This window comes from Streptomyces glomeratus (assembly GCF_021462825.1).
Lineage (GTDB): Bacteria > Actinomycetota > Actinomycetes > Streptomycetales > Streptomycetaceae > Streptomyces > Streptomyces glomeratus.
In genome coordinates, this window is the sequence record NZ_JAKEEB010000001.1 from 414,828 (window position 1) to 435,464 (window position 20,637).

Below are 20,637 nucleotides of genomic sequence, written 5' to 3' on the forward strand. Positions count from 1 at the left end.
CGTATGCCGTCGCGAGCGCGGCGCCCACGGCTTTCGGCGCGCTCGTACGACGTCGCGGGCGCCGCCCGCCGGACCCGCGAGTGGCGGATGCCGCCCACGGAAGTCGAGTTGACGGGAGCGGTGACGTGAAGCGGTGGATCCCGGCGCTGGCGGCGGTGCTCGTGCTCGTTCTCGTGCCCCTGGCCGCGCCCGCCCGGGGCACCGGCCGACCGACCGTCCATCTGTCCGCCTCCCAGGCCGGAGCGGGCGGTTCGATCACCGTGACCGGCACCGGCTGGCGGCCCGGGGCCCTGCTGACGATCCTGATCTGCGGGCAGTCCGTGCCCTCCCGGGGTCTGACCGGCTCCACTGACTTCTGCGCCAACGCCGACGGGCGGGCCGTCACCACCGACGCCCGGGGGACGTTCCGCCGGGGGCTTCCGGTCGCCGAGCCGCCCGTGCCGTGCCCCTGCGTGGTGCACGTCGCCACCGTCACCGGGGCCGGGGCGGATGCCGACGCGGCCTTGCAGATCGCCGGGCACGCGGTCGAGCCCCTGCCCGCCGAGTCCGCCTCCGGGCGTCTGTCGCTGCTGACGGACACCCGGCTCGACGGTGCCGACGGGCTGCTGACCTGGTTCGGGGCGCCGCCGTCCCGCACGCTCGTGTTCACCGTCGGCAACGCCGGCCGCTCGCCGGTGAAGGACCCGGTCTTCCGGGTCGGCACCTCCCACGGGGTGTTCGCCCCCCAGTGGGACGAGCAGCGCTGGCAAGGCACCCTCGCGCCCGGCGGCAAGGCGCGGATCGAACTGCCGGTGGACCTTCCGGCGGGCGCCCACGGCGACTACACCGTCTCCCTCGAGTACGGCGGGCGGGTCCTCGCCGAACAGCCGTGGGGTGCGGGCCGCCCCTGGGGCGTCACCGTCTTCTGGCTCATGGTCTGCGTGGTCGTGCCGGCGGCCGTGTTCCGGCTCGGCATGGCCGTCGTGGAGCGGGTACGGCCGCGCGGGCCGGCGGGGCGGGCGGTACGCCACCGCGGGCCGCGGCTGCCGGGGCTCCTCCCGCGCCCGCTGGGGCCGCACCCCTCGCCGCCCGGCCCCGCACTCCGCGCCGCGACGGCGCTGCCCTGGTTCTGCCCGGACACGGATCCGGGAGGTGGGGCGGGGGCCGACGCTCCGCCGCCCGGGACCTGACGGACACACGGAAAAGGGCCGCGGCACCCAGGGTGCCGCGGCCCTTTTCCGTGTGTCCGGGGGACGTCAGTGGACGTCGCCCATCAGGGTCTTGACCTTCCGGCGGTACATGTAGACCGCGATGCCCGCGAGGGAGGCGAGGGCCGCCTCCACGGCGACCGCTGCCGTGCCGCTGAGGTCCACACCGGCCACGGCCGGGTTGGACAGCAGGCTGGTCACCGAGTCGCCCGCGGTGACCGCGAGGAACCAGACGCCCATCATCTGGCTGGCGTACTTGGCCGGCGCCATCTTCGTCGTCACCGACAGGCCGACCGGGGAGATGCACAGCTCGCCCACGGTCTGGATCAGGTAGATGCCCACCAGCCACATCGGGCTGACCAGCGTGCCGTTGGTGGCCATGCCCAGCGGCAGCAGGAAGAAGAAGAACGAGACGCCGATGAAGAACAGACCGGCCGCGAACTTGGCGACCGTGCTCGGCTCCTTGCTCCGGCGGCTCAGCCAGATCCAGAACCAGGCGAAGACCGGCGCCAGCGCCATGATGAACACCGGGTTCAGCGACTGGTACCAGGAGGACGGGAAGTCGAAGCCCAGCAGCGAGCCGGAGGCCTTGGTCTCGCCGAAGGCCTGGACCGTGGAGCCGCCCTGGTCGTAGATCATCCAGAAGGCGGCGGCCGCGACGAAGAACCAGATGTAGCCGGTCATCTTCGACTGCTCGACGGCCGACAGCTCCTTGTCCCGCTTGATGCGCAGCAGCACACCGGCCGGGATGATCAGGCCGATGACGGTGAGCGGGATCATCGCCCAGTTCAGGGTGAAGTGGCCGCTGAAGCCGACGATGCCGTAGAAGACGGCCGCGACGGCCAGCCACAGCAGACCCTTGCGCAGCCAGGAGGCGCGCTCGGCGGTGTCCAGCGGCTTGGGGACGACGCTGCTCTTCGGGTCCAGGGTGCGGGTGCCGATGAGGAAGGCCGCGAGGCCGATCGCCATACCCACGGCGGCCAGACCGAAGCCCAGGTGCCAGCTCACCTGCTGGCCGACGGTACCGATGACCAGCGGCGCGAAGAAGGCACCCGCGTTGATGCCCATGTAGAAGATCGTGAAGCCACCGTCACGGCGCGGGTCGTCCGGGCCGTTGTAGAGGTGGCCGACCATGGTGGAGATGTTGGCCTTCAGCAGACCGGAGCCGAGCGCGACCAGAGCCAGACCGGCGAAGAAGGGAGCCTGACCGCCGGGCAGCGCCAGCACCACATGGCCGGACATGATCGTGACAGCGGCGATCGCCACCGTCTTGCGGGGGCCCCAGACGCGGTCGCCGAGCCAGCCGCCGGGCATGGCGAGCAGGTACACCATCGACAGGTAGACGGAGTAGATAGCCGTCGTGGTGGCCAGGTCCATGCCGAGGCCACCGCCCATGCTGCCCTTCTTGGCGTCGGGGCCGCCGGAGAGCAGATAGACGACGAGCAGTGCCCTCATGCCGTAGAAGCTGAAACGCTCCCACATCTCGGTCATGAAGAGAGTGGCCAGTCCGCGGGGGTGGCCGAAGAAGGTCTTCTCGGACCCGGGTGTGCCCGGGCGGACCGAGTCCTTCGTCAGGCTGGACGCCATGGTCGTTCCTTGCTGGTCGGGGCGCGCTGCCGTGGGTGTCCCTCCGCTCGGGCGGAGCCGAGAGGTCGGGGTTCATGCGCACCCGGTATGGGGCGGCCGGCTCCGGCGGGACCGGTCGTCCACCCCCACGCCCACGGGGTGTCCGCTCCGGGTCACGGAGCGGCGGACGGCGGTCACCGGGATCCACGCCTCCGTGCGCGTCTGTGTCGATGCGCCCGAGGCCCGGCCACAGGTCATTCCTCAGGCTGGGGACAACCAGCCCGCACGCAAAAGAGACCTTTCAGCGTCGAGTACCCGCCAAAGGTCTCTGGTGGTGCTACAGGCGTTTCGGTCACCATACGGCATGACAGTGTCGGATATGGAAGGACTTGAGACCGGGATCACAGGTGAGCCCGCAACCTTGAACGCCTATTCGAAGGTCCTTCCCAGGATGACACCTCCGAGGCGCAGGCGCGAATGCGCTCCGTGACCATGGGCCGGTTCGCCGCGTGGTCGCGGCGGAAGGTAAGAATCCGCCTGTGCCGGTCACACCCGCGATCACACCTTTGCTCTGGTCGTAGGCGGACTACCATCACCCCATGACCCGTGTACTGCTCGCCGAGGACGACGCGTCCATCTCGGAGCCGCTGGCCCGTGCCCTCCGCCGGGAGGGTTACGAGGTCGAAGTGCGCGAGGACGGACCCACCGCGCTCGACGCCGGGATGCAGGGCGGCGTCGACCTGGTCGTACTGGACCTCGGGCTGCCCGGCATGGACGGCCTGGAGGTGGCCCGGAGGCTACGCGCCGAGGGCCACACCGTCCCGATCCTCATCCTGACCGCACGGGCCGACGAGGTGGACACCGTCGTCGGTCTCGACGCGGGCGCCGACGACTACGTCACCAAGCCGTTCCGGCTGGCGGAACTGCTGGCCCGCGTCCGGGCGTTGCTGCGGCGCGGCGCCACCGAGCCGGCGCAGCCGCCCGCCACGCACGGGGTGCGCATCGACGTCGAGTCCCACCGTGCGTGGATGGGGGACGAGGAGCTCCAGCTCACCGCGAAGGAGTTCGACCTGCTGCGGGTCCTGGTCCGGGACGCGGGCCGGGTCGTCACGCGCGACCAGCTGATGCGGGAGGTCTGGGACACGACGTGGTGGTCGTCCACCAAGACCCTGGACATGCACATCTCCTGGCTGCGCAAGAAGCTGGGGGACGACGCGGCCAACCCGCGGTACATCGCCACGGTGCGGGGAGTGGGCTTCCGCTTCGAGAAGAACTAGGTGCCGTCGGGCTCGGCCGGGCGGGCGGGGCGCGGTCGGCGTGGCTACGCGCGTCACGCCGCCACGGCCGCGCGTCCGTGACGGCCGGGCCGGGCGACGTCGACGGCCGGGCCGGGCGACGTCACGGCTCGGCGCCCGTCGAGGGCCGCCGCCCCTGCGAGGTGCCGGGGAGCCCGGGGCACACTGGTCGTCGTAAAGCCACCGCCCGGAGGGCCTCGTGCGTCGTCGTCTCATCCAGTCCACCCTTGCGGTCGTCCTCGTCGTGATCGCCGTCTTCGGTGTCTCCCTCGTGATCGTCGAGACCCGGACCATCAGCAACAGCGCCCAGGAACGCGTCGACTCGGAGGCGCTGCGGCTCGCGAGCATCGTGGACAGCCGGATCCTCGGTGACGAGAAGGTCAACCGCGGGATCTTCAAGGACCAGGTCACCGGGGACAGGTACGCGCTCATCGACATCCCCGGCCAGGTGCCCATCCAGGTCGGCACCAAGCCGGTCGGCGACGTCATCCACGCCACGGCCAAGGGCGAGCAGGGCGAGACCGTACGCGTCGAGGAGCCCCGCTCCACGGTGACCCGCGAAGTCGGCCGTACGCTGCTGATCATCGCCCTGGTCGCGCTGCTCGCGATCGTCGCCGCGGTCCTGCTCGCCGTGCGTCAGGCCAACCGCCTCGCCTCCCCGCTCACCGACCTCGCGGAGACCGCCGAGCGTCTCGGCTCCGGCGACCCGCGGCCACGCCGCAAGCGCTACGGCGTCCCGGAGCTGGACCGGGTCGCCGATGTCCTCGACGCCTCCGCCGAGCGGATCGGGCGCATGCTGACGGCCGAGCGGCGGCTCGCCGCCGACGCCTCCCACCAGCTGCGCACGCCGCTGACGGCACTGTCGATGCGTCTGGAGGAGATCACCCTCACGGATGACCCGGACACGGTGAAGGAGGAGGCGACCATCGCGCTGACGCAGGTGGAGCGGCTCACGGACGTGGTGGAACGGCTGCTCACCAACGCCCGCGACCCGCGTACCGGCTCCGCCGTCTCCTTCGACCTCGACGAGGTCATCCAGCAGCAGCTCGCAGAGTGGCGCCCCGCCTACCGCAGCGTGGGACGGGCGATCGTCAGCTCGGGCAAACGGCACCTGCGGGCCGTGGGCACGCCGGGCGCGGTGGCCCAGGTGCTGGCCGCCCTGATCGAGAACTCCCTCATGCACGGCGGCGGCACGGTCGCGCTGCGCACCCGTGTCACCGGAAACCAGGCGGTGGTGGAGGTCACCGACGAGGGGCCCGGTGTGCCGCCGGAGCTGGGCTCCCGCATCTTCGAGCGCACGATCAGCGGCCGCAACTCCACGGGCATCGGCCTCGCGGTCGCCCGGGACCTCGCGGAGGCCGACGGCGGCCGCCTGGAGATGCTCCAGGCGAAGCCCCCCGTGTTCGGTCTGTTCCTGTCGCGCACCCCCCTGAAGGTGCCCCCGCCGGGCGACGAACCGGAGCCCACGGTCAGGTGAGCCGGGTCAGGTGAGCCGGGTCAGGCGAGCCGGAAGGCACCGGGCGCCCGGAGACGCTCGGGCGCGGGTTCAGCGGTTGACGCGCTGGCCGTCGTGGCGCCGCCGTTCCGCCTGCTCGAGTATCGACTCCGCACCCGCCACGGCTTCCCCGGCCGGCATCGCGCGGAAGACCCACGAGCGGTACGACCAGAACCGGAACAGCGTGCCGAGGCCGATGCCGAGGAATTTGAAGATGTTGCTCTGCAACGGGCTGTCCCAGCCGAACCCGTATGTCGCCACGTACAGCACACCGTTCTCGATCACCAGACCCGCAGCGCTGAACAGCAGGAAAAGCGTCAGCTCGCGGGTGCGGCCGCTCTTGTCCCGGTCCCGGTAGGTGAAGTAGCGGAACCCGATGTAGTTGAAGACGATCGCGACGATCGTGGCGATGACGCTCGCCCGGACCACCTGAAGGCCGGTGACGTTGCGCACGAGGTTGAACACCAGGAGGTTGATCAGCAGCCCCGCCCCGCCGACCGCCCCGAACTTGGCGATCTCGCGCAGCAGCTGCTCGACCTGCCGGCGCACCGCGCCCCGGGGTTTGTCCTGCAGGCCCGTGGAACCACTGCCCATGGTGTCGCCAGCCCCCGTCGGGTCGGGTCGTATCGGTCGGTCGGACGCGGCGCCGGTCGGCAGGGCGCGCCGAGCGGTTCCGTCAACCCCGCCATGCTAACCAGCGGCCGTGGGCGGCGCCCGGGGACCACTGTATGAGGACGGAAAGAATGCCGCGGGAGGGACGGAAACCGGCCGCCGTGGCGTGGCCGATACCCTAGGGGCGTGACGTTTCCGGTAGTCGGCATGGTCGGCGGGGGTCAGCTCGCTCGTATGACACACGAGGCAGGCATCCCGCTCGGCATCAGATTCAAGCTCCTCAGTGACACCCCCCAGGACTCCGCGGCGCAGGTCGTCCATGACGTGGTCATCGGCGACTACCGCGACCTGGAGACGCTACGTGCCTTCGCGCGGGGCTGCGACGTGATCACGTTCGATCACGAGCATGTGCCCACCGAGCACCTGCGGGCCCTGGAGGCGGACGGCATCCCCGTGCGCCCCGGCCCGGACGCGCTCGTGCACGCCCAGGACAAGGGCGTGATGCGCGCGAAGCTCGACGCGATCGGGGTGCCGTGCCCACGGCACCGGATCGTCAGCGACCCGGCGGACGTGGCCGCCTTCGCCGCGGAGGGCGAGGGCTTCCCCGTCGTCCTCAAGACCGTCCGCGGCGGCTACGACGGCAAGGGCGTGTGGGTCGTACGGTCGGCCGAGGAGGCCGCCGAGCCGTTCCGGGCCGGTGTGCCCGTCCTCGCCGAGGAGAAGGTCGACTTCGTCCGGGAGCTGGCCGCCAACGTCGTACGCTCGCCGCACGGTCAGGCCGTGGCCTACCCCGTCGTCGAGTCGCGGCAGGTCGACGGCGTCTGCGACACCGTGATCGCCCCCGCCCCCGACCTCGACGCGGAACTGGCGCTCAGGGCCGAGGAGCTGGCCCTGACGATCGCCAAGGAGCTCGGTGTCGTGGGCCATCTCGCCGTCGAGCTGTTCCAGACCCGCGACGGCCGTGTCCTCGTCAACGAGCTGGCGATGCGCCCGCACAACTCGGGCCACTGGAGCCAGGACGGCGCGATCACCTCGCAGTTCGCCAACCACGTCCGGGCCGTCCTCGACCTTCCGCTCGGCGACCCCCGCCCGCGTGCCAGGTGGACCGTCATGGTGAACGTCCTGGGCGGCGACTTCCCCGACATGTACCCCGCGTATCTGCACTGCATGGCCCGCGACCCCCAGCTGAAGATCCACATGTACGGCAAGGACGTGAAGCCCGGCCGTAAGGTCGGTCACGTCAACACCTACGGCGACGACCTCGACGACGTGCTGGAGCGCGCCCGTCACGCTGCCGGCTACCTGAGAGGGACGATCACGGAATGAGCCCGGTCGTAGGCATTGTCATGGGGTCGGACTCGGACTGGCCCGTCATGGAGGCCGCCGCCAAGGCCCTCGACGAGTTCGAGATCAGGTACGAGGTCGACGTCGTCTCCGCGCACCGCATGCCGCGCGAGATGATCAGCTACGGCGAGCACGCCGCGGACCGCGGTCTGAAGGTGATCATCGCGGGGGCCGGCGGCGCCGCCCATCTGCCCGGCATGCTCGCCTCCGTCACCCCGCTCCCCGTCATCGGCGTCCCCGTCCCGCTGAAGTACCTCGACGGCATGGACTCGCTGCTGTCGATCGTGCAGATGCCCGCCGGTGTGCCGGTGGCCACGGTCTCGGTGGGCGGCGCCCGCAACGCCGGCCTGCTCGCGGCCCGTATCCTCGCCGCCCACGACGAGGAACTCCTCGGCAGGATGCGCGACTTCCAGCACGACCTCAACGACCAGGCCACCGAGAAGGGCAAGCGGCTGCGCGCCAAGGTCGACGGCGCGGCCGGCGGCTTCGGCTTCGGCTCGGGGAAGTGACCGCGATGAGCTCGGTGGAGGCAGCCCGGGAGCTCCTGCGCGCGTTCCCGGTCGTCGACGGTCACAACGACCTGCCCTGGGCCCTGCGCCAGCAGGTCCGCTACGACCTCGACGCCCGTGACATCGCCACGCACCAGAACGCCCATCTGCACACCGACATCCCGCGGCTGCGCGAGGGCGGCGTCGGTGCGCAGTACTGGTCGGTGTACGTCCGCGCCGACCTGCCCGACCCGGTGCCCGCGACCCTGGAGCAGATCGACTGCGTCCGTCAGTTGCTCGCCCGTCACCCGGCGGACCTGCGCCAGGCGCTGACCGCCGCCGACATGGAGGCGGCGCGCGCGGAGGGCCGGATCGCCTCCCTGATGGGCGCGGAGGGCGGCCACTCCATCGCGAACTCCCTCGGCACCCTGCGCGGTCTGTACCGGCTGGGCGTGCGCTATATGACGCTCACCCACAACGACAACGTGGCATGGGCGGACTCGGCGACGGACGAGCCGGGCGTCGGCGGCCTGTCGGCCTTCGGCCGCGAGGTCGTCCGGGAGATGAACCGCCTCGGCATGCTCGTCGACCTCTCGCATGTCGCCGCCACGACCATGCGGGACGCGCTGGACACCACCGACGCCCCGGTGATCTTCTCCCACTCCTCCGCCCGCGCGGTGTGCGACCACCCGCGCAACATCCCCGACGACGTCCTCGAACGCCTCCCCGCGAACGGCGGCGTGGCGATGGTGACGTTCGTCCCGAAGTTCGTCCTCCAGGCGGCCGTCGACTGGACGGCCGCGGCGGACGACAACATGCGCGCGCACGGCTTCCACCACCTCGACACCACCGCCGAGGCCATGAAGGTGCACCGCGCCTTCGAGGAGCGCAACCCCCGCCCGGTCGCCACGGTAGCGACGGTCGCCGACCATCTGGACCACATGCGCGAGGCGGCGGGCATCGACCACCTCGGCATCGGCGGCGACTACGACGGCACCGCGTTCACACCGGACGGTCTCGACGACGTCTCCGGGTACCCCAACCTGATAGCGGAGCTGCTGGACCGAGGCTGGTCGGCCTCCGACCTGGCCAAGCTGACCTGGCAGAACGCCGTGCGGGTGCTGGGCGCGGCCGAGGACGTGGCCCGCGACCTCCAGGGGCAAAGGGGCCCGTCGAACGCGACGCTGGAGCAGCTGGACGGCTGACTCGAGGGGCGCCGCCCGCTGCGGCGCCCCTCGCCGTCCGTCAGGTGAAATCCGCGTACGCCACATGCTGCGCGCAGCTGCGGCAGCGGAACAGATACGCGGTGGGCTGGCCGTCGGCGTCCAGGGACGCGAAGAACGTCTCGCCCAGGGTCTCCCGAAGGCTCTGCGCGGCCTCCGGATGGTCCGCCAGCTCCTTGGCGCCCGCGCGCCCCAGATACTCCGCCGCGTCCCCGCAGTGCGTCAGCCAGCGCTCCTGCTGCCAGCCGGAGAAGCCCGGCGTGCACCGTTCGACGGTACGCACCACCGACTTCGGGGCCTCGCCCGTCACCTCGGTGAACTGCGCCCCGAAGCGCTCCGCCGCGCTGCCGTCCGCGATGCACCACGGGCACAGCTCGGCGCGGACGTCCGCCACCGCGTACACGGGTCCCACGTACACGTATCCCCGCCGCAGCCCGCAGCACAGGCACTCCGTGTCCGCCGCGACCACCGAGCCGGTGGCCAGGGGGTCCGGATGGTACGGAAAGGACGGCAGCTCCGCCGTCGTCGCCGGATCGCTCATGTCCCCACCCTGCCGTACGAAGGAAAGGGGCACCCCGCAGGGTGCCCCGGAAACCACCGCGCGTTGCCGCGACAGACCGCGTGCAACGGGTGGCGCACTACGGCAGGTTGCGCGCCATGACGATGCGCTGGACCTGGTTCGTGCCCTCGTAGATCTGGGTGATCTTGGCGTCGCGCATCATGCGCTCGACCGGGTAGTCACGGGTGTAGCCGTACCCGCCGAGCAGCTGGACGGCGTCCGTGGTGACCTCCATCGCCACGTCCGAGGCGAAGCACTTGGCGGCGGCCCCCTGGAAGGTGAGGTCGCTGTCGCCGCGCTCGGACTTGGCGGCGGCCGCGTAGGTGAGCTGGCGGGCCGCTTCGATCTTCATCGCCATGTCGGCGAGCATGAACTGGATGCCCTGGAAGTCGGCGATCGGCTTGCCGAACTGCTTGCGCTCCTTGACATAGCCCTTGGCGTAGTCGAAGGCGCCCTGGGCGACACCGAGGGCCTGGGCGGCGATGGTGATGCGGGTGTGGTCCAGGGTGCGCATCGCCGTGGCGAAGCCGGTGCCCTCCTCGCCGATCATGCGGTCGGCCGGAATGCGGACGTTGTCGAAGTAGACCTCACGGGTGGGGGAGCCCTTGATGCCGAGCTTCTTCTCCGGCGCGCCGAAGGAGACGCCCTCGTCCGACTTCTCGACGACGAAGGCGGAAATCCCCTTGGAGCGCTTGTCGGGATCGGTCACCGCCATGACCGTGTAGTACTCGGAGACACCCGCGTTGGTGATCCAGCGCTTCACGCCGTTGAGCACCCAGTGGTCGCCGTCGCGCACGGCCCGCGTCTTCATGCCGGCCGCGTCGGAGCCCGCCTCCGGCTCGGACAGGCAGTACGAGAACATCCCGTCACCCGCGGCCAGCGGCCCCAGGTACTTCTTCTTCAGCTCCTCGGAGCCCGAGAGGATCACAGGAAGGGAGCCGAGCTTGTTCACGGCCGGAATCAGGGAGGAGGACACGCACACGCGGGCCACCTCCTCGATCACGATGACCGTGGCGAGCGCGTCCGCGCCCGCACCGCCGAACTCCTCGGGCACGTGGACCGCGTGCAGATCGTTGGCGACGAGGGCCTCCAGCGCCTCCTGCGGGAAGCGGGCCTCCTCGTCCACCGCGGCGGCGTACGGCGAGATCTTCGCCTCGGCCAGCGAGCGGATGGCGTCGCGGAGCATGTCGTGCTCCTCGGACGGGCGGTACAGGTCGAAGTCAGCCGATCCGGCCAAGGTGTCTCACGCTCCAAAGACGCTGTGCTGACGCTAATTACCGTTAAGTAACCCAAATTTTAGGGGTACGCCCACCCGAGTGATACGTGAGCTTGGCGACAGCGGGAAACCTGCCCGCCGAAGGGCCCCGCTATGCTCGGGCACCGATTCACCGCCGCATTTCCTGGAGCACCCATGAGCCTCAAGATCACCGTGATCGGCACCGGCTATCTCGGCGCCACGCACGCCGCGGCCATGGCCGAGCTCGGGTTCGAGGTACTGGGTCTCGATGTCGTCCCCGAGAAGATCGAGATGCTCCAGCGGGGCGAGGTCCCCATGTACGAGCCGGGACTCGAGGAGCTGCTGCGCAAGCATGTGGCGGGTATCGAGGGATCCAGCGGCCGGCTGCGCTTCACCCTGGACTGGGCCGAGCTGGCCGAGTTCGGCGACATCCACTTCGTCTGTGTGAACACCCCGCAGAAGCACGGCGAGTACGCCTGCGACATGTCGTACGTCGATGCCGCGATCGCCTCTCTCGCGCCGCATCTGAGGGCCCCGGCCCTGGTCGTCGGCAAGTCGACCGTGCCGGTGGGATCCGCGGACCGCCTGGCCGCCTACCTCGCCGCACACGCGCCCGCCGGCGAGGACGCCGAGCTGGCCTGGAACCCGGAGTTCCTGCGGGAGGGCTTCGCCGTCCAGGACACGCTGCACCCCGACCGGATCGTGGTCGGCGTGCGCAGCGAGCGTGCCGAGAAGCTGCTGCGCGAGGTGTACGCGACGCCCATCACCGAGGGCTCGCCCTTCGTGGTCACCGACTTCCCCACCGCCGAGCTGGTGAAGACCTCCGCGAACTCCTTCCTCGCCACCAAGATCTCCTTCATCAACGCGATGGCGGAGGTCTGCGAGGCCGCGGGCGGCGATGTGGCCAAGCTGGCGGAGGCCATCGGACACGACGACCGGATCGGCAAGAAGTTCCTGCGGGCCGGGATCGGCTTCGGCGGCGGCTGTCTGCCCAAGGACATCCGGGCGTTCATGGCGCGCGCGGGCGAGCTGGGCGCCGACCAGGCGCTGACCTTCCTGCGCGAGATCGACTCCATCAACATGCGCCGCCGCGGCCAGATGGTCGAGATGGCGCGCGAGGCGCTCGGCGGCGGCTCGTTCCTCGGCAAGCGGGTCGCGGTGCTCGGCGCCACCTTCAAGCCGGACTCCGACGACGTGCGCGACTCGCCGGCGCTGAACGTCGCCGGGCAGATCCACCTCCAGGGCGGCCAGGTCACGGTCTACGACCCCAAGGGCATGGAGAACGCCCGCCGGCTCTTCCCGACCCTGGGGTACGCCGGCTCCGCGCTGGAGGCGGTCCGGGGCGCCGATGTCGTGCTGCACCTGACGGAGTGGCGCGAGTTCCGCGAGCTGGACCCGGCCGAGCTCGGCGCGGAGGCGAGCTCCCGGGTGCTCCTCGACGGCCGCAACGCACTCGACCCCGAGCTGTGGCGCCGGGCGGGGTGGACCTACCGCGCGATGGGCCGCCCGACGGCGTAGAAAGCAGACGGAAGCAGGGTGACGCCGGTCCGGCCGAGGCTCAGTCGGCCGGACCGGCGTCCTGTTTGCATTCTGCCCCACCGCCCCGGCGCACGAGCGGCTCGGGCGCAACCCTGTGAGTCGCACGCCTACTTCGCCCGGTATCGCCGCATTTTCGCGCGCGCCCCGCACACCGACATCGAGCACCAGCGGCCCTTTCCGGCCGGGCTGCGGTCGTAGTACGCCCAGTGGCAGTCGGGCAGTTCGCACGCCTTGAGGCGCAGCCAGGTACCGGCCGTGAGCGCCTCGGCGACGGCCGCCGCCACCCGGGAGAGCAGGGCGCCCCCGTCGGCCGGGGCGAGGGACGCCGAGCCGTCCCGCTCGTCGACGGCCACCAGCAGGGGAGCCCGCGCAAGCAGCGCGCCCAGGGGGGTCACCTCGCGGTGCGGGGGGTGGCCGGCGTGGGCCAGGCAGACCGCGCGCAGCGACTCCCGCAGCTCCCGCATGTCCGCCAGATCCGCTTCCGTGACGCCGAACTCGGCGCGGCCCTCGGGTGTGTCCAGGCGGTCCTCGCCGGACTCCAGGTCCACGGTGTTGACCAGGGCCTCCACCAGGGCGAGCGCGCCGGGCGCGGGGGCTCTGTCCGTCATCTCCGGGACCTCTGTGACCTCTGCGTCCTGCGTGACCTCATGCCCGCGACGCTACCTTTCCGTATTTCCCTTGCGACGTTACCTCCAGTGGGCAAGCATGGGGTAACGGTTACCGGTTGAACGGCTTTACTGGTAACTCAAGAGAACTCGGACTTCGAGGAGGAAGTCATGGCGCTCGCCAAGCTGGACGTCGTCGTCCTGGACTGCCCCGACCCGCGCGTCCTCGCCGGTTTCTACGCCGAGGTGCTCGGCGGCACGGTGGAGGGCGACGGCGACTGGGTGGATCTGAAGCTGCCCGGTGGCCGGTCGCTGGCATTCCAGGCCGCGCCCGGGCACGTACCGCCGAAGTGGCCGTCCCCCGACGACTCCCAGCAGTTCCACCTGGACCTCGTGGTCGACGACCTGGACTCCGCGGAGCGGGGCGTGCTCGCGCTGGGCGCCCGGCCGCTGGACGCGGAGGACCGCACACGCACCTTCCGTGTTTACGCGGACCCTGCTGGGCACCCGTTCTGCCTCTGCGCCTGCTGACCCGGGCGCCGGCCCGTCAAGCCCGTCGAGGAGGCACCCCGTGGCACAGCCCGTCGCCCGTATGCGGTCCGTAGTCCTGGACTGCCCGGATCCCCGCGCGCTCGCCGAGTTCTACGCGCAGGTGCTGGGCGGCACGGTGGAGGGGGAAGGCGACTGGGTCGATCTGCATGTGCCCGGCAGTCACAAGCTCGCCTTCCAGCGCGCGCCCGGGCACAAGCCGCCCGAGTGGCCCCGGGACGACGCCGACTCCCAGCAGTTGCACCTGGACCTGGACGTGGGCGACACCGTGGAGGCGATCGAGGCCGCCGAGGAGAAGGTGCTCGCCCTCGGCGCCCGGCCGCTGGATGTGAACGATCTGAACGGCAAGCGGGACTTCCGGGTGTACGCGGATCCGGCGGGGCACCCGTTCTGCCTGTGCCGGGTCGAGCGCACGGCGGCCGTGTGAACGCGAGGGGCCCCGCCGATCCGCTCGGCGGGGCCCCTCGGCGGACGGCTCAGTTGCCCGTGACCGTCACCTTCTGGTCGTTCTTCAGCTCGTTGACCAGCGTCTTGACCTTGGCCTTGTCCCACAGCAGATTGCCGCCCGTGGAGCCGGAGACCGGCATGTTCATCGACGTGCCGTCGCCGCCGCTGACGCCCTTCATCGCCCAGAACATGGACCCCAGGTCCCACAGGCTCATGTCCTTGTCGACGATCAGGGAGTCCAGGCCCGCACCCATCGTCGGGTAGAGCTTGAAGGGGTTGAGGACCGTGGACGGGGTGGCGACCTGGTGGGCCAGCGCGGAGAGGAACTTCTGCTGGTTCTTCGTGCGCTGGAGGTCGCTGGCGGCGAAGGCGTGCCGGGTGCGGACGAAGGCGAGGGCCTGCTCGCCGTTCAGCGTCTGCGGGCCCGCCTTGAAGTCGGCGCCGGAGTACTTGTCCTTGAAGCCCTTGTCGATGGTGAGCTCCACACCGCCGACCGCGTCCACGATGTTCGCGAAGCCGGAGAAGCCGATCTCGACGTAGTGGTCGATGTGCAGGCCGGTGTTGTACTCGATGGTGCGGACCAGCAGCTCGGGGCCGTCCTCCGCGTAGGCCGCGTTCAGCTTCACATGGCGTCCCTTGCCCTGGTAGACCTTGCCGGACGTGGAGCCCTGGTACGTCGGTATCTCGACGTCCGAGTCACGGGGCAGCGATATCAGGGTGTCGCCGTTGTCGCCGACGTGCAGGATCATCATCGAGTCCGTCCGCTTGCCCTCGGCGGATCCGGTGTGCAGCTTCTTCTTGTCCTCGGCCGACATGCCCGCGCGGCTGTCGGAGCCGACGATCAGGTAGTTCGTCCCCTGGCCCTCGGCGGGCCGGTCGATGACCTTGGAGAGGTCGACGTCCCGGTGGAGCTTGGAGTCGGCCCAGAAGTACGTGGCCACGGTCGTCACCGCCAGCACGGTGATCAGGGTGATCGCGGTCCACTTGATCCGGCGGCCCCAGTTGGGCGCCGGGCGTACACCGCCCGGGCCGGCGCCGCCCGGACCCTGCGGGTGGCCGCCCTGCCCGCCGTAGACCTGGCCGGTGTTGTAGCCGCTGTCGTAGCCGCCGTATCCCTGGTCGTACGTCGGCTGCTGCGGCACGCCTCCGTACGGCGGCGCGGCCTGGGGGCCGCCCACCCCGCCCGGCTCGCGCCGGACCTGACGCATCACGCGCGCGCCCTCGGGCTGTGCGCTGGTGCTGCCGCGTCCGTAGCGGTTGCCGCGGCTGTCCTCGTACCGTCCCTCGGGCCACTCGTTCATGCGCCCCAGTGTGCCCGGTCCCGGTATGGCCGATACAAGGGGTGACGAAGAACGGGGTCAGGGCTGTTGCGAACCCGACACAAAGTCTCCTCCGCGTCGCCCCGGCATAAGGTGGGCGGCATGACAGACCAGGCCCCCGCTCCGGAATCAGAAATTCCGGGCGAAACCGCGGGTGACATACCCGGGAAGCCCACCTGCGCGTCCCGCACCACCCTCAGCCACATCATGACCCACAACGACACCAACCTGCTGGGCACGGTGCACGGCGGTGTGATCATGAAACTCGTCGACGACGCGGCGGGCGCCGTGGCCGGCCGGCACTCCGGCGGCCCGGCCGTCACCGCGTCGATGGACGAGATGGTGTTCCTCGAGCCGGTCAGGGTCGGTGACCTGGTCCATGTGAAGGCCCAGGTGAACTGGACCGGCCGCACCTCGATGGAGGTGGGAGTGCGGGTGCTGGCCGAACGCTGGAACGAGTCCACACCGCCCAGCCAGGTCGGCTCCGCTTACCTGGTCTTCGCCGCGGTCGACGCCGACGGCAAGCCGCGGCCGGTGCCGCCGGTCGTCCCGGAGACGGACCGGGACCGGCGCCGCTACCAGGAGGCCCAGATCCGCCGCACCCACCGCCTCGCCCGCCGCCGCGCGATCAGGGAACTGCGGGAGAAGAGGGCGGCGCAGGGCTACGAGGACTGAGCGCCCGGCGTCAGGGGCACACCACCTCGTCCCCGGTCACCACCGAGGGCTGCGGCCCCGGCGTAGCCGGCGGTGGTGCCGTCCCCACCCGCTGTACCTCCTTGAAGTCCGTCCCCGCGATCACCTTCAGCGTCGGCCCATGCCCCGGTGTGGCACGCAGCTCACTGCCCGGCAGGGCCGCAGCGAGGGCCTTCGCCGAGCGGTCCCAGCGCGGGTCGTAGACGACGACCGTGCGCCGCGCCACCCGGTCCGCCGCGTCCACCGGCTGCCGGGTGGTGCGGAACCCGGTGGCCGCCAGCCCGTCGTCCACTCGCCTGCCGAGTCCCTTCGTGCCCGTCCCGTTCTCCACCTGCACGCGGATCTGCCCGGGGTCCACATCGACCGGGACGGTGGCCGGGGCCTTGTGCTTCGGCCGGGGCGGGGCGAGCGGCTTGTCCTCGCGCAGGGACGCGAACAGCGCCCGCGCCTTCGCGTCGTCCCACTTCACCGTCGAGCCGAGGCCCTTGACCTCGTAGGTCATGTCCCCGATCGGCACGGTCGTGAACTCCGACGAGCGCGGTGAGAAGTTCCGCATCGCCCGGCCCAGGTCGAGCAACTGCTCCGTGCCGAAACCCGGGTCCGCCCGCACCGAGCCGAGCGCGGCCCGGGTCACCTGCCGCAGCTTCAGCGGGTTCAGCAGGACGCCGGAGGAGGTCGCCCGGTCGATCAGCGCCGCCAGGAATTTGTGCTGCCGCTGCATCCGGCCCAGGTCGGAGGCTCCGTCGACGTGCCGGGAGCGCACGTACTGCAGTGCCTGGCCCCCGCCGAGCAGGTGGGTGCCGGGGGACAGGTTCAGCCCGGTGTAGCGGTCCTTCAGCGGCTGTGCCGTGCACACCCGGACGCCGCCGAGCAGGTCCACGGTCTTCATGAAGCCGATGAAGTCGATCTCCAGATAGTGGTCGACCTTCAGACGGGTCATCTTCTCGATCGTGCGCACGGTCAGGTTGGGGCCACCCTCCGCGTACGCCGCGTTCAGCCGGATCGGGTGGGTGTCGTGCCGGGGCCCGGCCGTGCGTCCGGTGTGCGTCGGCACCTGCGCGTAGGAGTCGCGCGGCAGGCTGACCACGGTCGCCCGCTGCCGGTCCGCCGAGAGATGCACGATCATGATCGTGTCGGTGCAGTGGCAGGGCGCACCGCCGAGACGGAACCTCCGCCGCTCCTTCTTCGTGATCCTGTCGCGGCCGTCGGTGCCCACCAGCAGGACGTTCATGCCGTGCCCCGCCGCGGGCCGGTCCTTCATGTCCCCGAAGGGGTCGACCCGGCCGATGCCCTCGTCGAGGCTGGTGATCACCGTGTGCCCGATGCCCGCCGAGGCGAGCAGCACCACGGAGAGCGTGGTGACCACCCGCGCGGTCCAGCCGGACTTCCTCCGCCCCGCCGGCGGCCGCCGGGCGGGGGAGCGGCGGGCCGGCTGAGGGCGCGCGGGCGAGCGGGTCGGCGTGGGCACGGGGGAGACCTCCGGCGGAGCTGGATGGGGCATCCCTGCGCACCGTAGGCCGACACGATCCGGGGCTCCGGGCGGCGCCCGGGCGGCGCGCACCGGTGTCCCCCGTTCGCGGTAACGTGAGGCTCCTATGAACGCCAACCCCGACGTGCGGCTCCCCGCCGTTTCCGTGATCATGCCCGTGCTCAACGAGGAGCGGCATCTGCGCGGAGCCGTTCAAGCGATCCTCGCCCAGGAGTACGCCGGCGAGATGGAGGTCGTGATCGCCCTCGGTCCCTCGACGGACCGCACGGACGTGATCGCGGCCGAGCTGGTCCGGGAGGACCCGCGCGTGCACACGGTCCCGAATCCGTCCGGCCGGACGCCGGCCGCGCTCAACGCCGCGATCAAGGCCTCCCGCCATCCGGTCGTGGTGCGTGTGGACGGCCACGGCATGCTCTCGCCGAACTACATCGCCACCGCCGTCCGCCTGCTGGAGGAGACCGGCGCGCAGAACGTCGGCGGCATCATGCACGCCGAGGGCGAGAACGACTGGGAGCACGCCGTCGCCGCGGCCATGACCTCGAAGATAGGGGTCGGCAACGCCGCCTTCCACACCGGTGGCCAGGCCGGTCCGGCGGAGACGGTCTATCTCGGCGTCTTCCGGCGCGAGGCGCTGGAACAGCAGGGCGGCTACAACGAGGAGTTCATCCGCGCCCAGGACTGGGAACTGAACTTCCGCATCCGCGAGGCGGGCGGGCTCATCTGGTTCTCGCCGGAGCTGAAGGTGTCCTACCGGCCGCGGCCGAGTGTCCGGGCGCTGGCCAAGCAGTACAAGGACTACGGGCGCTGGCGGCATGTCGTCGCCCGCTACCACGAGGGCTCCATCAACCTGCGCTACCTCGCCCCGCCGGTCGCGGTCTGCGCGATAGCGGCCGGCGTCGTGGTGGGCGCCGCGCTGACCCCGTGGGGCTTCGTGATTCCCGGCGGCTATCTCGCGGCCATCGCCCTGGGCTCCGTCCCCGCGGGCAAGGGCCTGCCGCTGAAGGCGCGGCTGCGGATTCCGGTGGCCCTCGCGACCATGCACATGTCCTGGGGCTGGGGCTTTCTGACGAGCCCCAAGTCGCTGGCGGAGAAGGTGATCGCGTCACGGCGGCCGGCGGTCCTCGCCGCCCGCTGAGCGCGCTCGGCATTCCGCTCGGGTCCCTCTCCGCGACGGAGGGGGACCCGACGCGCTGCGGTCACCAGGTGTAGCTGGGGTCCACCTTCATGCACTGCTTGGTCGCCCCGTTGAGGATGTTCGCCGACTCCGGGGTCTTGTTGTCCGCCTTCGGCGCCTTGTACGTGGTGTCCGACCGCCAGTCGGCGCCCACGACCAGGGTGACTCCGGAGACGTCCGTGGACTTGACCACCGAACTCGCCGGGATGCCCAGGACCTTGGCGACCCGCTCGGCGTCGCCCTTCAGATCCGCGCTCGGGTAGCGGATCACCGTCTTGTCCTCGGAGAGCACCGTCGAGCCGTCCGCCCGGGCCTCGGCGAAGCCCTTGCCTGCGAGCAGTTGGGCCACCGAGCTCGCCCGTCCGCCGACCGGGGCCAGCTCGGAGGTGCGCGTGCCGTTCTGCACCTGCACCGCGATCTTGTCGTCGCTGTCCGTCGGGGCCGCAGCCGCCGCGGTCGTGGCCTTCTTCTTCGTGCCCTTGCCGTCCAGCGGGATGTCCTCGCGCACCAGCCGGAACAGCTGGTCCGCGTCCCCCGGTTTGGGCACCACGCGCTCGCCGGCGTAGACGTACGGCATCGTCGTCATCGTGATGCGGTCGGTGGGCACCTTCTTCAGCTCGGTGCTCAGGTCGTAGAGCTTCGCGACCGTGCCGAGGCCCTTGTCGACGGTGAGCGCCCGGGTGGCCGTCTCGGCGAGCCCGCGCAGTTTGCCCGGGTTGCTCAGCGTGGCGTTGGCGCGCAGCTCGCGCACCATCGCGCTCATGTACTGGTGCTGGGCCTTGGTGCGGGCGATGTCGCTGCCGTCCTCGAACCCGTACCGGGTCCGCAGCCACTGGAGGGCCTGTGTGCCCTTGACGTAGGTGGTGCCCGCCTTCAGCTTCAGGCCCGAGCCGTGGCCGGAGGCGGTGTGCGAGTAGATGTTCTTGTCGACGCAGACCGGGACGCCGCCGATCGCGTCGGCCATCGAGACCACGCCCGCGAAGTCGACCATGATGAAGTGGTCGATATGGATGTCGGTGAGCTTCTCCCAGGTGGCGACCGTGCAGCCGGGGCCGCCGCGGCCCAGTGAGTCGTTCGTCATCGCCTGCGTCGACGCCTGGTAGACGTGCCCCTGGGAGTCGGTGCACTTGGGTATGTCCAGCAGGGTGTCGCGCGGCATGCTGACCACCGACATGTTGGTGCGGTCGGCGGAGACGTGCAGCAGGATCTGGACGTCCGCGCGCGGCGGCGTCCCGAAGGTGTCCCTGGCGCCGCCGAGCTGCTGGTTCTCCTTGGAGTCACGGGCGTCGGAGCCGAGGAGAAGGATGTTCAGCGGGGTCTGGCCCGCCGCGTTCGGCGTCGACGCGGCCGCCCGGTCCTTGGCGTCGCCGATGTTGAGGTCGTCCTTCTTGAGGTTGTCGTTCAGGTGCTGGTAGTAGAGGTATCCCGCCCCGGCGGTGCCGAGTATGACGACCGCCAGGACCGTGGCCGACCAGCGCAGGGCACGGCGTCTGCGGCGCGGGTGCCCTCCGTCGGCTCCGTCGCGTCCGCCTCCGCCGCCGCCCGGGCCCTGGCCGCGGGCTTCGGTGGGCGGACCGTCCTCGCCGTCCCGGACGCCGTCGCCGTTCTCGTCGTACGGGCTCTCGTCCCAGCCCAGTTCACCGGCGTGCCGGACACCTGGTCGCGCCCCCTTTCCCCGCACACTGCTCTGCACCAAGTTCGTGCCTCCCCACCCTGCGCCCGGCGAACGGGTCCGTCCCGCGGTCCGGGAGCCGCCTCGTCGCGCCTCTCCGGGACCTTCGTCGTGGGCGCGGCGCCTGTCGCGCCCCGCCGATGT

General features: G+C 71.1%; 19 protein-coding genes. 11 read left to right on the forward strand and 8 right to left on the reverse strand.

The window, feature by feature from the left end; all coding sequences use genetic code 11:
• The first annotated feature begins 125 nt into the window (after positions 1 to 125).
• On the forward strand, positions 126 to 1,169 hold the full coding sequence (locus tag LZ604_RS01870) for a hypothetical protein (RefSeq protein WP_234511790.1): 1,044 nt from the start codon (positions 126 to 128) through the stop codon (positions 1,167 to 1,169).
• Between the two features lie 66 nt (positions 1,170 to 1,235).
• Here the strand turns inward: LZ604_RS01870 and LZ604_RS01875 are convergent, their stop codons facing one another.
• Positions 1,236 to 2,774, reverse strand: a complete 1,539-nt coding sequence (locus LZ604_RS01875; RefSeq protein ID WP_234511793.1) for a peptide MFS transporter — start codon at positions 2,772 to 2,774, stop codon at positions 1,236 to 1,238.
• Between the two features lie 578 nt (positions 2,775 to 3,352).
• Between LZ604_RS01875 and LZ604_RS01880 the strand changes: the two genes are divergently transcribed.
• Both LZ604_RS01880 and LZ604_RS01885 read left to right on the forward strand, forming a co-directional pair.
• Entirely contained in the window at positions 3,353 to 4,030 is a 678-nt protein-coding gene (locus tag LZ604_RS01880) for a response regulator transcription factor (RefSeq protein WP_086747411.1), read from the forward strand.
• A 217-nt stretch (positions 4,031 to 4,247) separates the two neighbouring features.
• Positions 4,248 to 5,525 carry a sensor histidine kinase gene (locus LZ604_RS01885; protein WP_234511795.1) on the forward strand — a complete coding sequence of 426 codons (1,278 nt, stop codon included), beginning with the start codon at positions 4,248 to 4,250 and terminating at the stop codon, positions 5,523 to 5,525.
• A gap of 69 nt (positions 5,526 to 5,594) precedes the next feature.
• On the opposite strand, the gene LZ604_RS01890 is transcribed toward LZ604_RS01885, so the two are convergent.
• Positions 5,595 to 6,137: a GtrA family protein gene (locus LZ604_RS01890; RefSeq protein WP_234511797.1), complete on the reverse strand. Its 543-nt coding sequence runs from the start codon at positions 6,135 to 6,137 to the stop codon at positions 5,595 to 5,597.
• 204 nt (positions 6,138 to 6,341) lie between these two features.
• On the opposite strand from LZ604_RS01890, the gene LZ604_RS01895 reads away from it, so the two are divergent.
• The 3 genes from LZ604_RS01895 to LZ604_RS01905 are packed head-to-tail and all read left to right on the forward strand — an operon-like array spanning position 6,342 to position 9,192.
• On the forward strand, positions 6,342 to 7,481 hold the full coding sequence (locus tag LZ604_RS01895; RefSeq protein WP_234511799.1) for a 5-(carboxyamino)imidazole ribonucleotide synthase: 1,140 nt from the start codon (positions 6,342 to 6,344) through the stop codon (positions 7,479 to 7,481).
• Entirely contained in the window at positions 7,478 to 8,008 is a 531-nt protein-coding gene (gene purE, locus LZ604_RS01900) for a 5-(carboxyamino)imidazole ribonucleotide mutase (protein ID WP_234511801.1), read from the forward strand. The genes LZ604_RS01895 and purE overlap by 4 nt, the downstream gene beginning before the upstream one ends.
• A 5-nt stretch (positions 8,009 to 8,013) precedes the next feature.
• Complete coding sequence (locus tag LZ604_RS01905; RefSeq protein WP_234511803.1) at positions 8,014 to 9,192, forward strand: dipeptidase; 1,179 nt, start codon at positions 8,014 to 8,016, stop codon at positions 9,190 to 9,192.
• Between the two features lie 40 nt (positions 9,193 to 9,232).
• On the opposite strand, the gene LZ604_RS01910 is transcribed toward LZ604_RS01905, so the two are convergent.
• Positions 9,233 to 9,751, reverse strand: coding sequence for a CbrC family protein (locus tag LZ604_RS01910; protein WP_234511806.1), 519 nt, complete (start codon positions 9,749 to 9,751; stop codon positions 9,233 to 9,235).
• A 97-nt stretch (positions 9,752 to 9,848) separates the two neighbouring features.
• Entirely contained in the window at positions 9,849 to 11,006 is a 1,158-nt protein-coding gene (locus LZ604_RS01915; protein WP_234511808.1) for an acyl-CoA dehydrogenase, read from the reverse strand.
• Between the two features lie 174 nt (positions 11,007 to 11,180).
• On the opposite strand from LZ604_RS01915, the gene LZ604_RS01920 reads away from it, so the two are divergent.
• On the forward strand, positions 11,181 to 12,524 hold the full coding sequence (locus tag LZ604_RS01920) for a UDP-glucose dehydrogenase family protein (protein ID WP_234511811.1): 1,344 nt from the start codon (positions 11,181 to 11,183) through the stop codon (positions 12,522 to 12,524).
• Positions 12,525 to 12,652: 128 nt separating this feature from the next.
• On the opposite strand, the gene LZ604_RS01925 is transcribed toward LZ604_RS01920, so the two are convergent.
• Positions 12,653 to 13,153, reverse strand: coding sequence for a CGNR zinc finger domain-containing protein (locus tag LZ604_RS01925; protein WP_234511814.1), 501 nt, complete (start codon positions 13,151 to 13,153; stop codon positions 12,653 to 12,655).
• 168 nt (positions 13,154 to 13,321) lie between these two features.
• Here LZ604_RS01925 and LZ604_RS01930 point away from each other — a divergent pair, with 168 nt between their 5' ends.
• Together LZ604_RS01930 and LZ604_RS01935 are read left to right on the forward strand one after the other, a co-directional pair.
• Positions 13,322 to 13,681 carry a VOC family protein gene (locus LZ604_RS01930; protein ID WP_234511816.1) on the forward strand — a complete coding sequence of 120 codons (360 nt, stop codon included), beginning with the start codon at positions 13,322 to 13,324 and terminating at the stop codon, positions 13,679 to 13,681.
• Between the two features lie 61 nt (positions 13,682 to 13,742).
• A complete protein-coding gene (locus tag LZ604_RS01935; protein WP_234511921.1) occupies positions 13,743 to 14,126 on the forward strand; it encodes a VOC family protein in 384 nt (127 codons plus the stop codon).
• Positions 14,127 to 14,175: 49 nt separating this feature from the next.
• On the opposite strand, the gene LZ604_RS01940 is transcribed toward LZ604_RS01935, so the two are convergent.
• Positions 14,176 to 15,447 carry an LCP family protein gene (locus LZ604_RS01940; RefSeq protein ID WP_234511818.1) on the reverse strand — a complete coding sequence of 424 codons (1,272 nt, stop codon included), beginning with the start codon at positions 15,445 to 15,447 and terminating at the stop codon, positions 14,176 to 14,178.
• A gap of 120 nt (positions 15,448 to 15,567) precedes the next feature.
• Between LZ604_RS01940 and LZ604_RS01945 the strand changes: the two genes are divergently transcribed.
• The gene (locus LZ604_RS01945; protein WP_234511820.1) at positions 15,568 to 16,140 is read left to right on the forward strand and encodes an acyl-CoA thioesterase; all 573 of its coding nucleotides are present in this window, start codon (positions 15,568 to 15,570) and stop codon (positions 16,138 to 16,140) included.
• 10 nt (positions 16,141 to 16,150) lie between these two features.
• Here LZ604_RS01945 and LZ604_RS01950 read toward each other — a convergent pair whose 3' ends face one another.
• Entirely contained in the window at positions 16,151 to 17,659 is a 1,509-nt protein-coding gene (locus tag LZ604_RS01950; RefSeq protein WP_234511822.1) for an LCP family protein, read from the reverse strand.
• 94 nt (positions 17,660 to 17,753) lie between these two features.
• Here LZ604_RS01950 and LZ604_RS01955 point away from each other — a divergent pair, with 94 nt between their 5' ends.
• A complete protein-coding gene (locus LZ604_RS01955) occupies positions 17,754 to 18,782 on the forward strand; it encodes a glycosyltransferase family 2 protein (protein WP_234511824.1) in 1,029 nt (342 codons plus the stop codon).
• A gap of 61 nt (positions 18,783 to 18,843) precedes the next feature.
• Here the strand turns inward: LZ604_RS01955 and LZ604_RS01960 are convergent, their stop codons facing one another.
• Positions 18,844 to 20,517 (reverse strand): LCP family protein, encoded by a 1,674-nt coding sequence (locus LZ604_RS01960; protein WP_234511826.1) that lies wholly within the window; start codon positions 20,515 to 20,517, stop codon positions 18,844 to 18,846.
• Positions 20,518 to 20,637 lie beyond the last annotated feature (120 nt).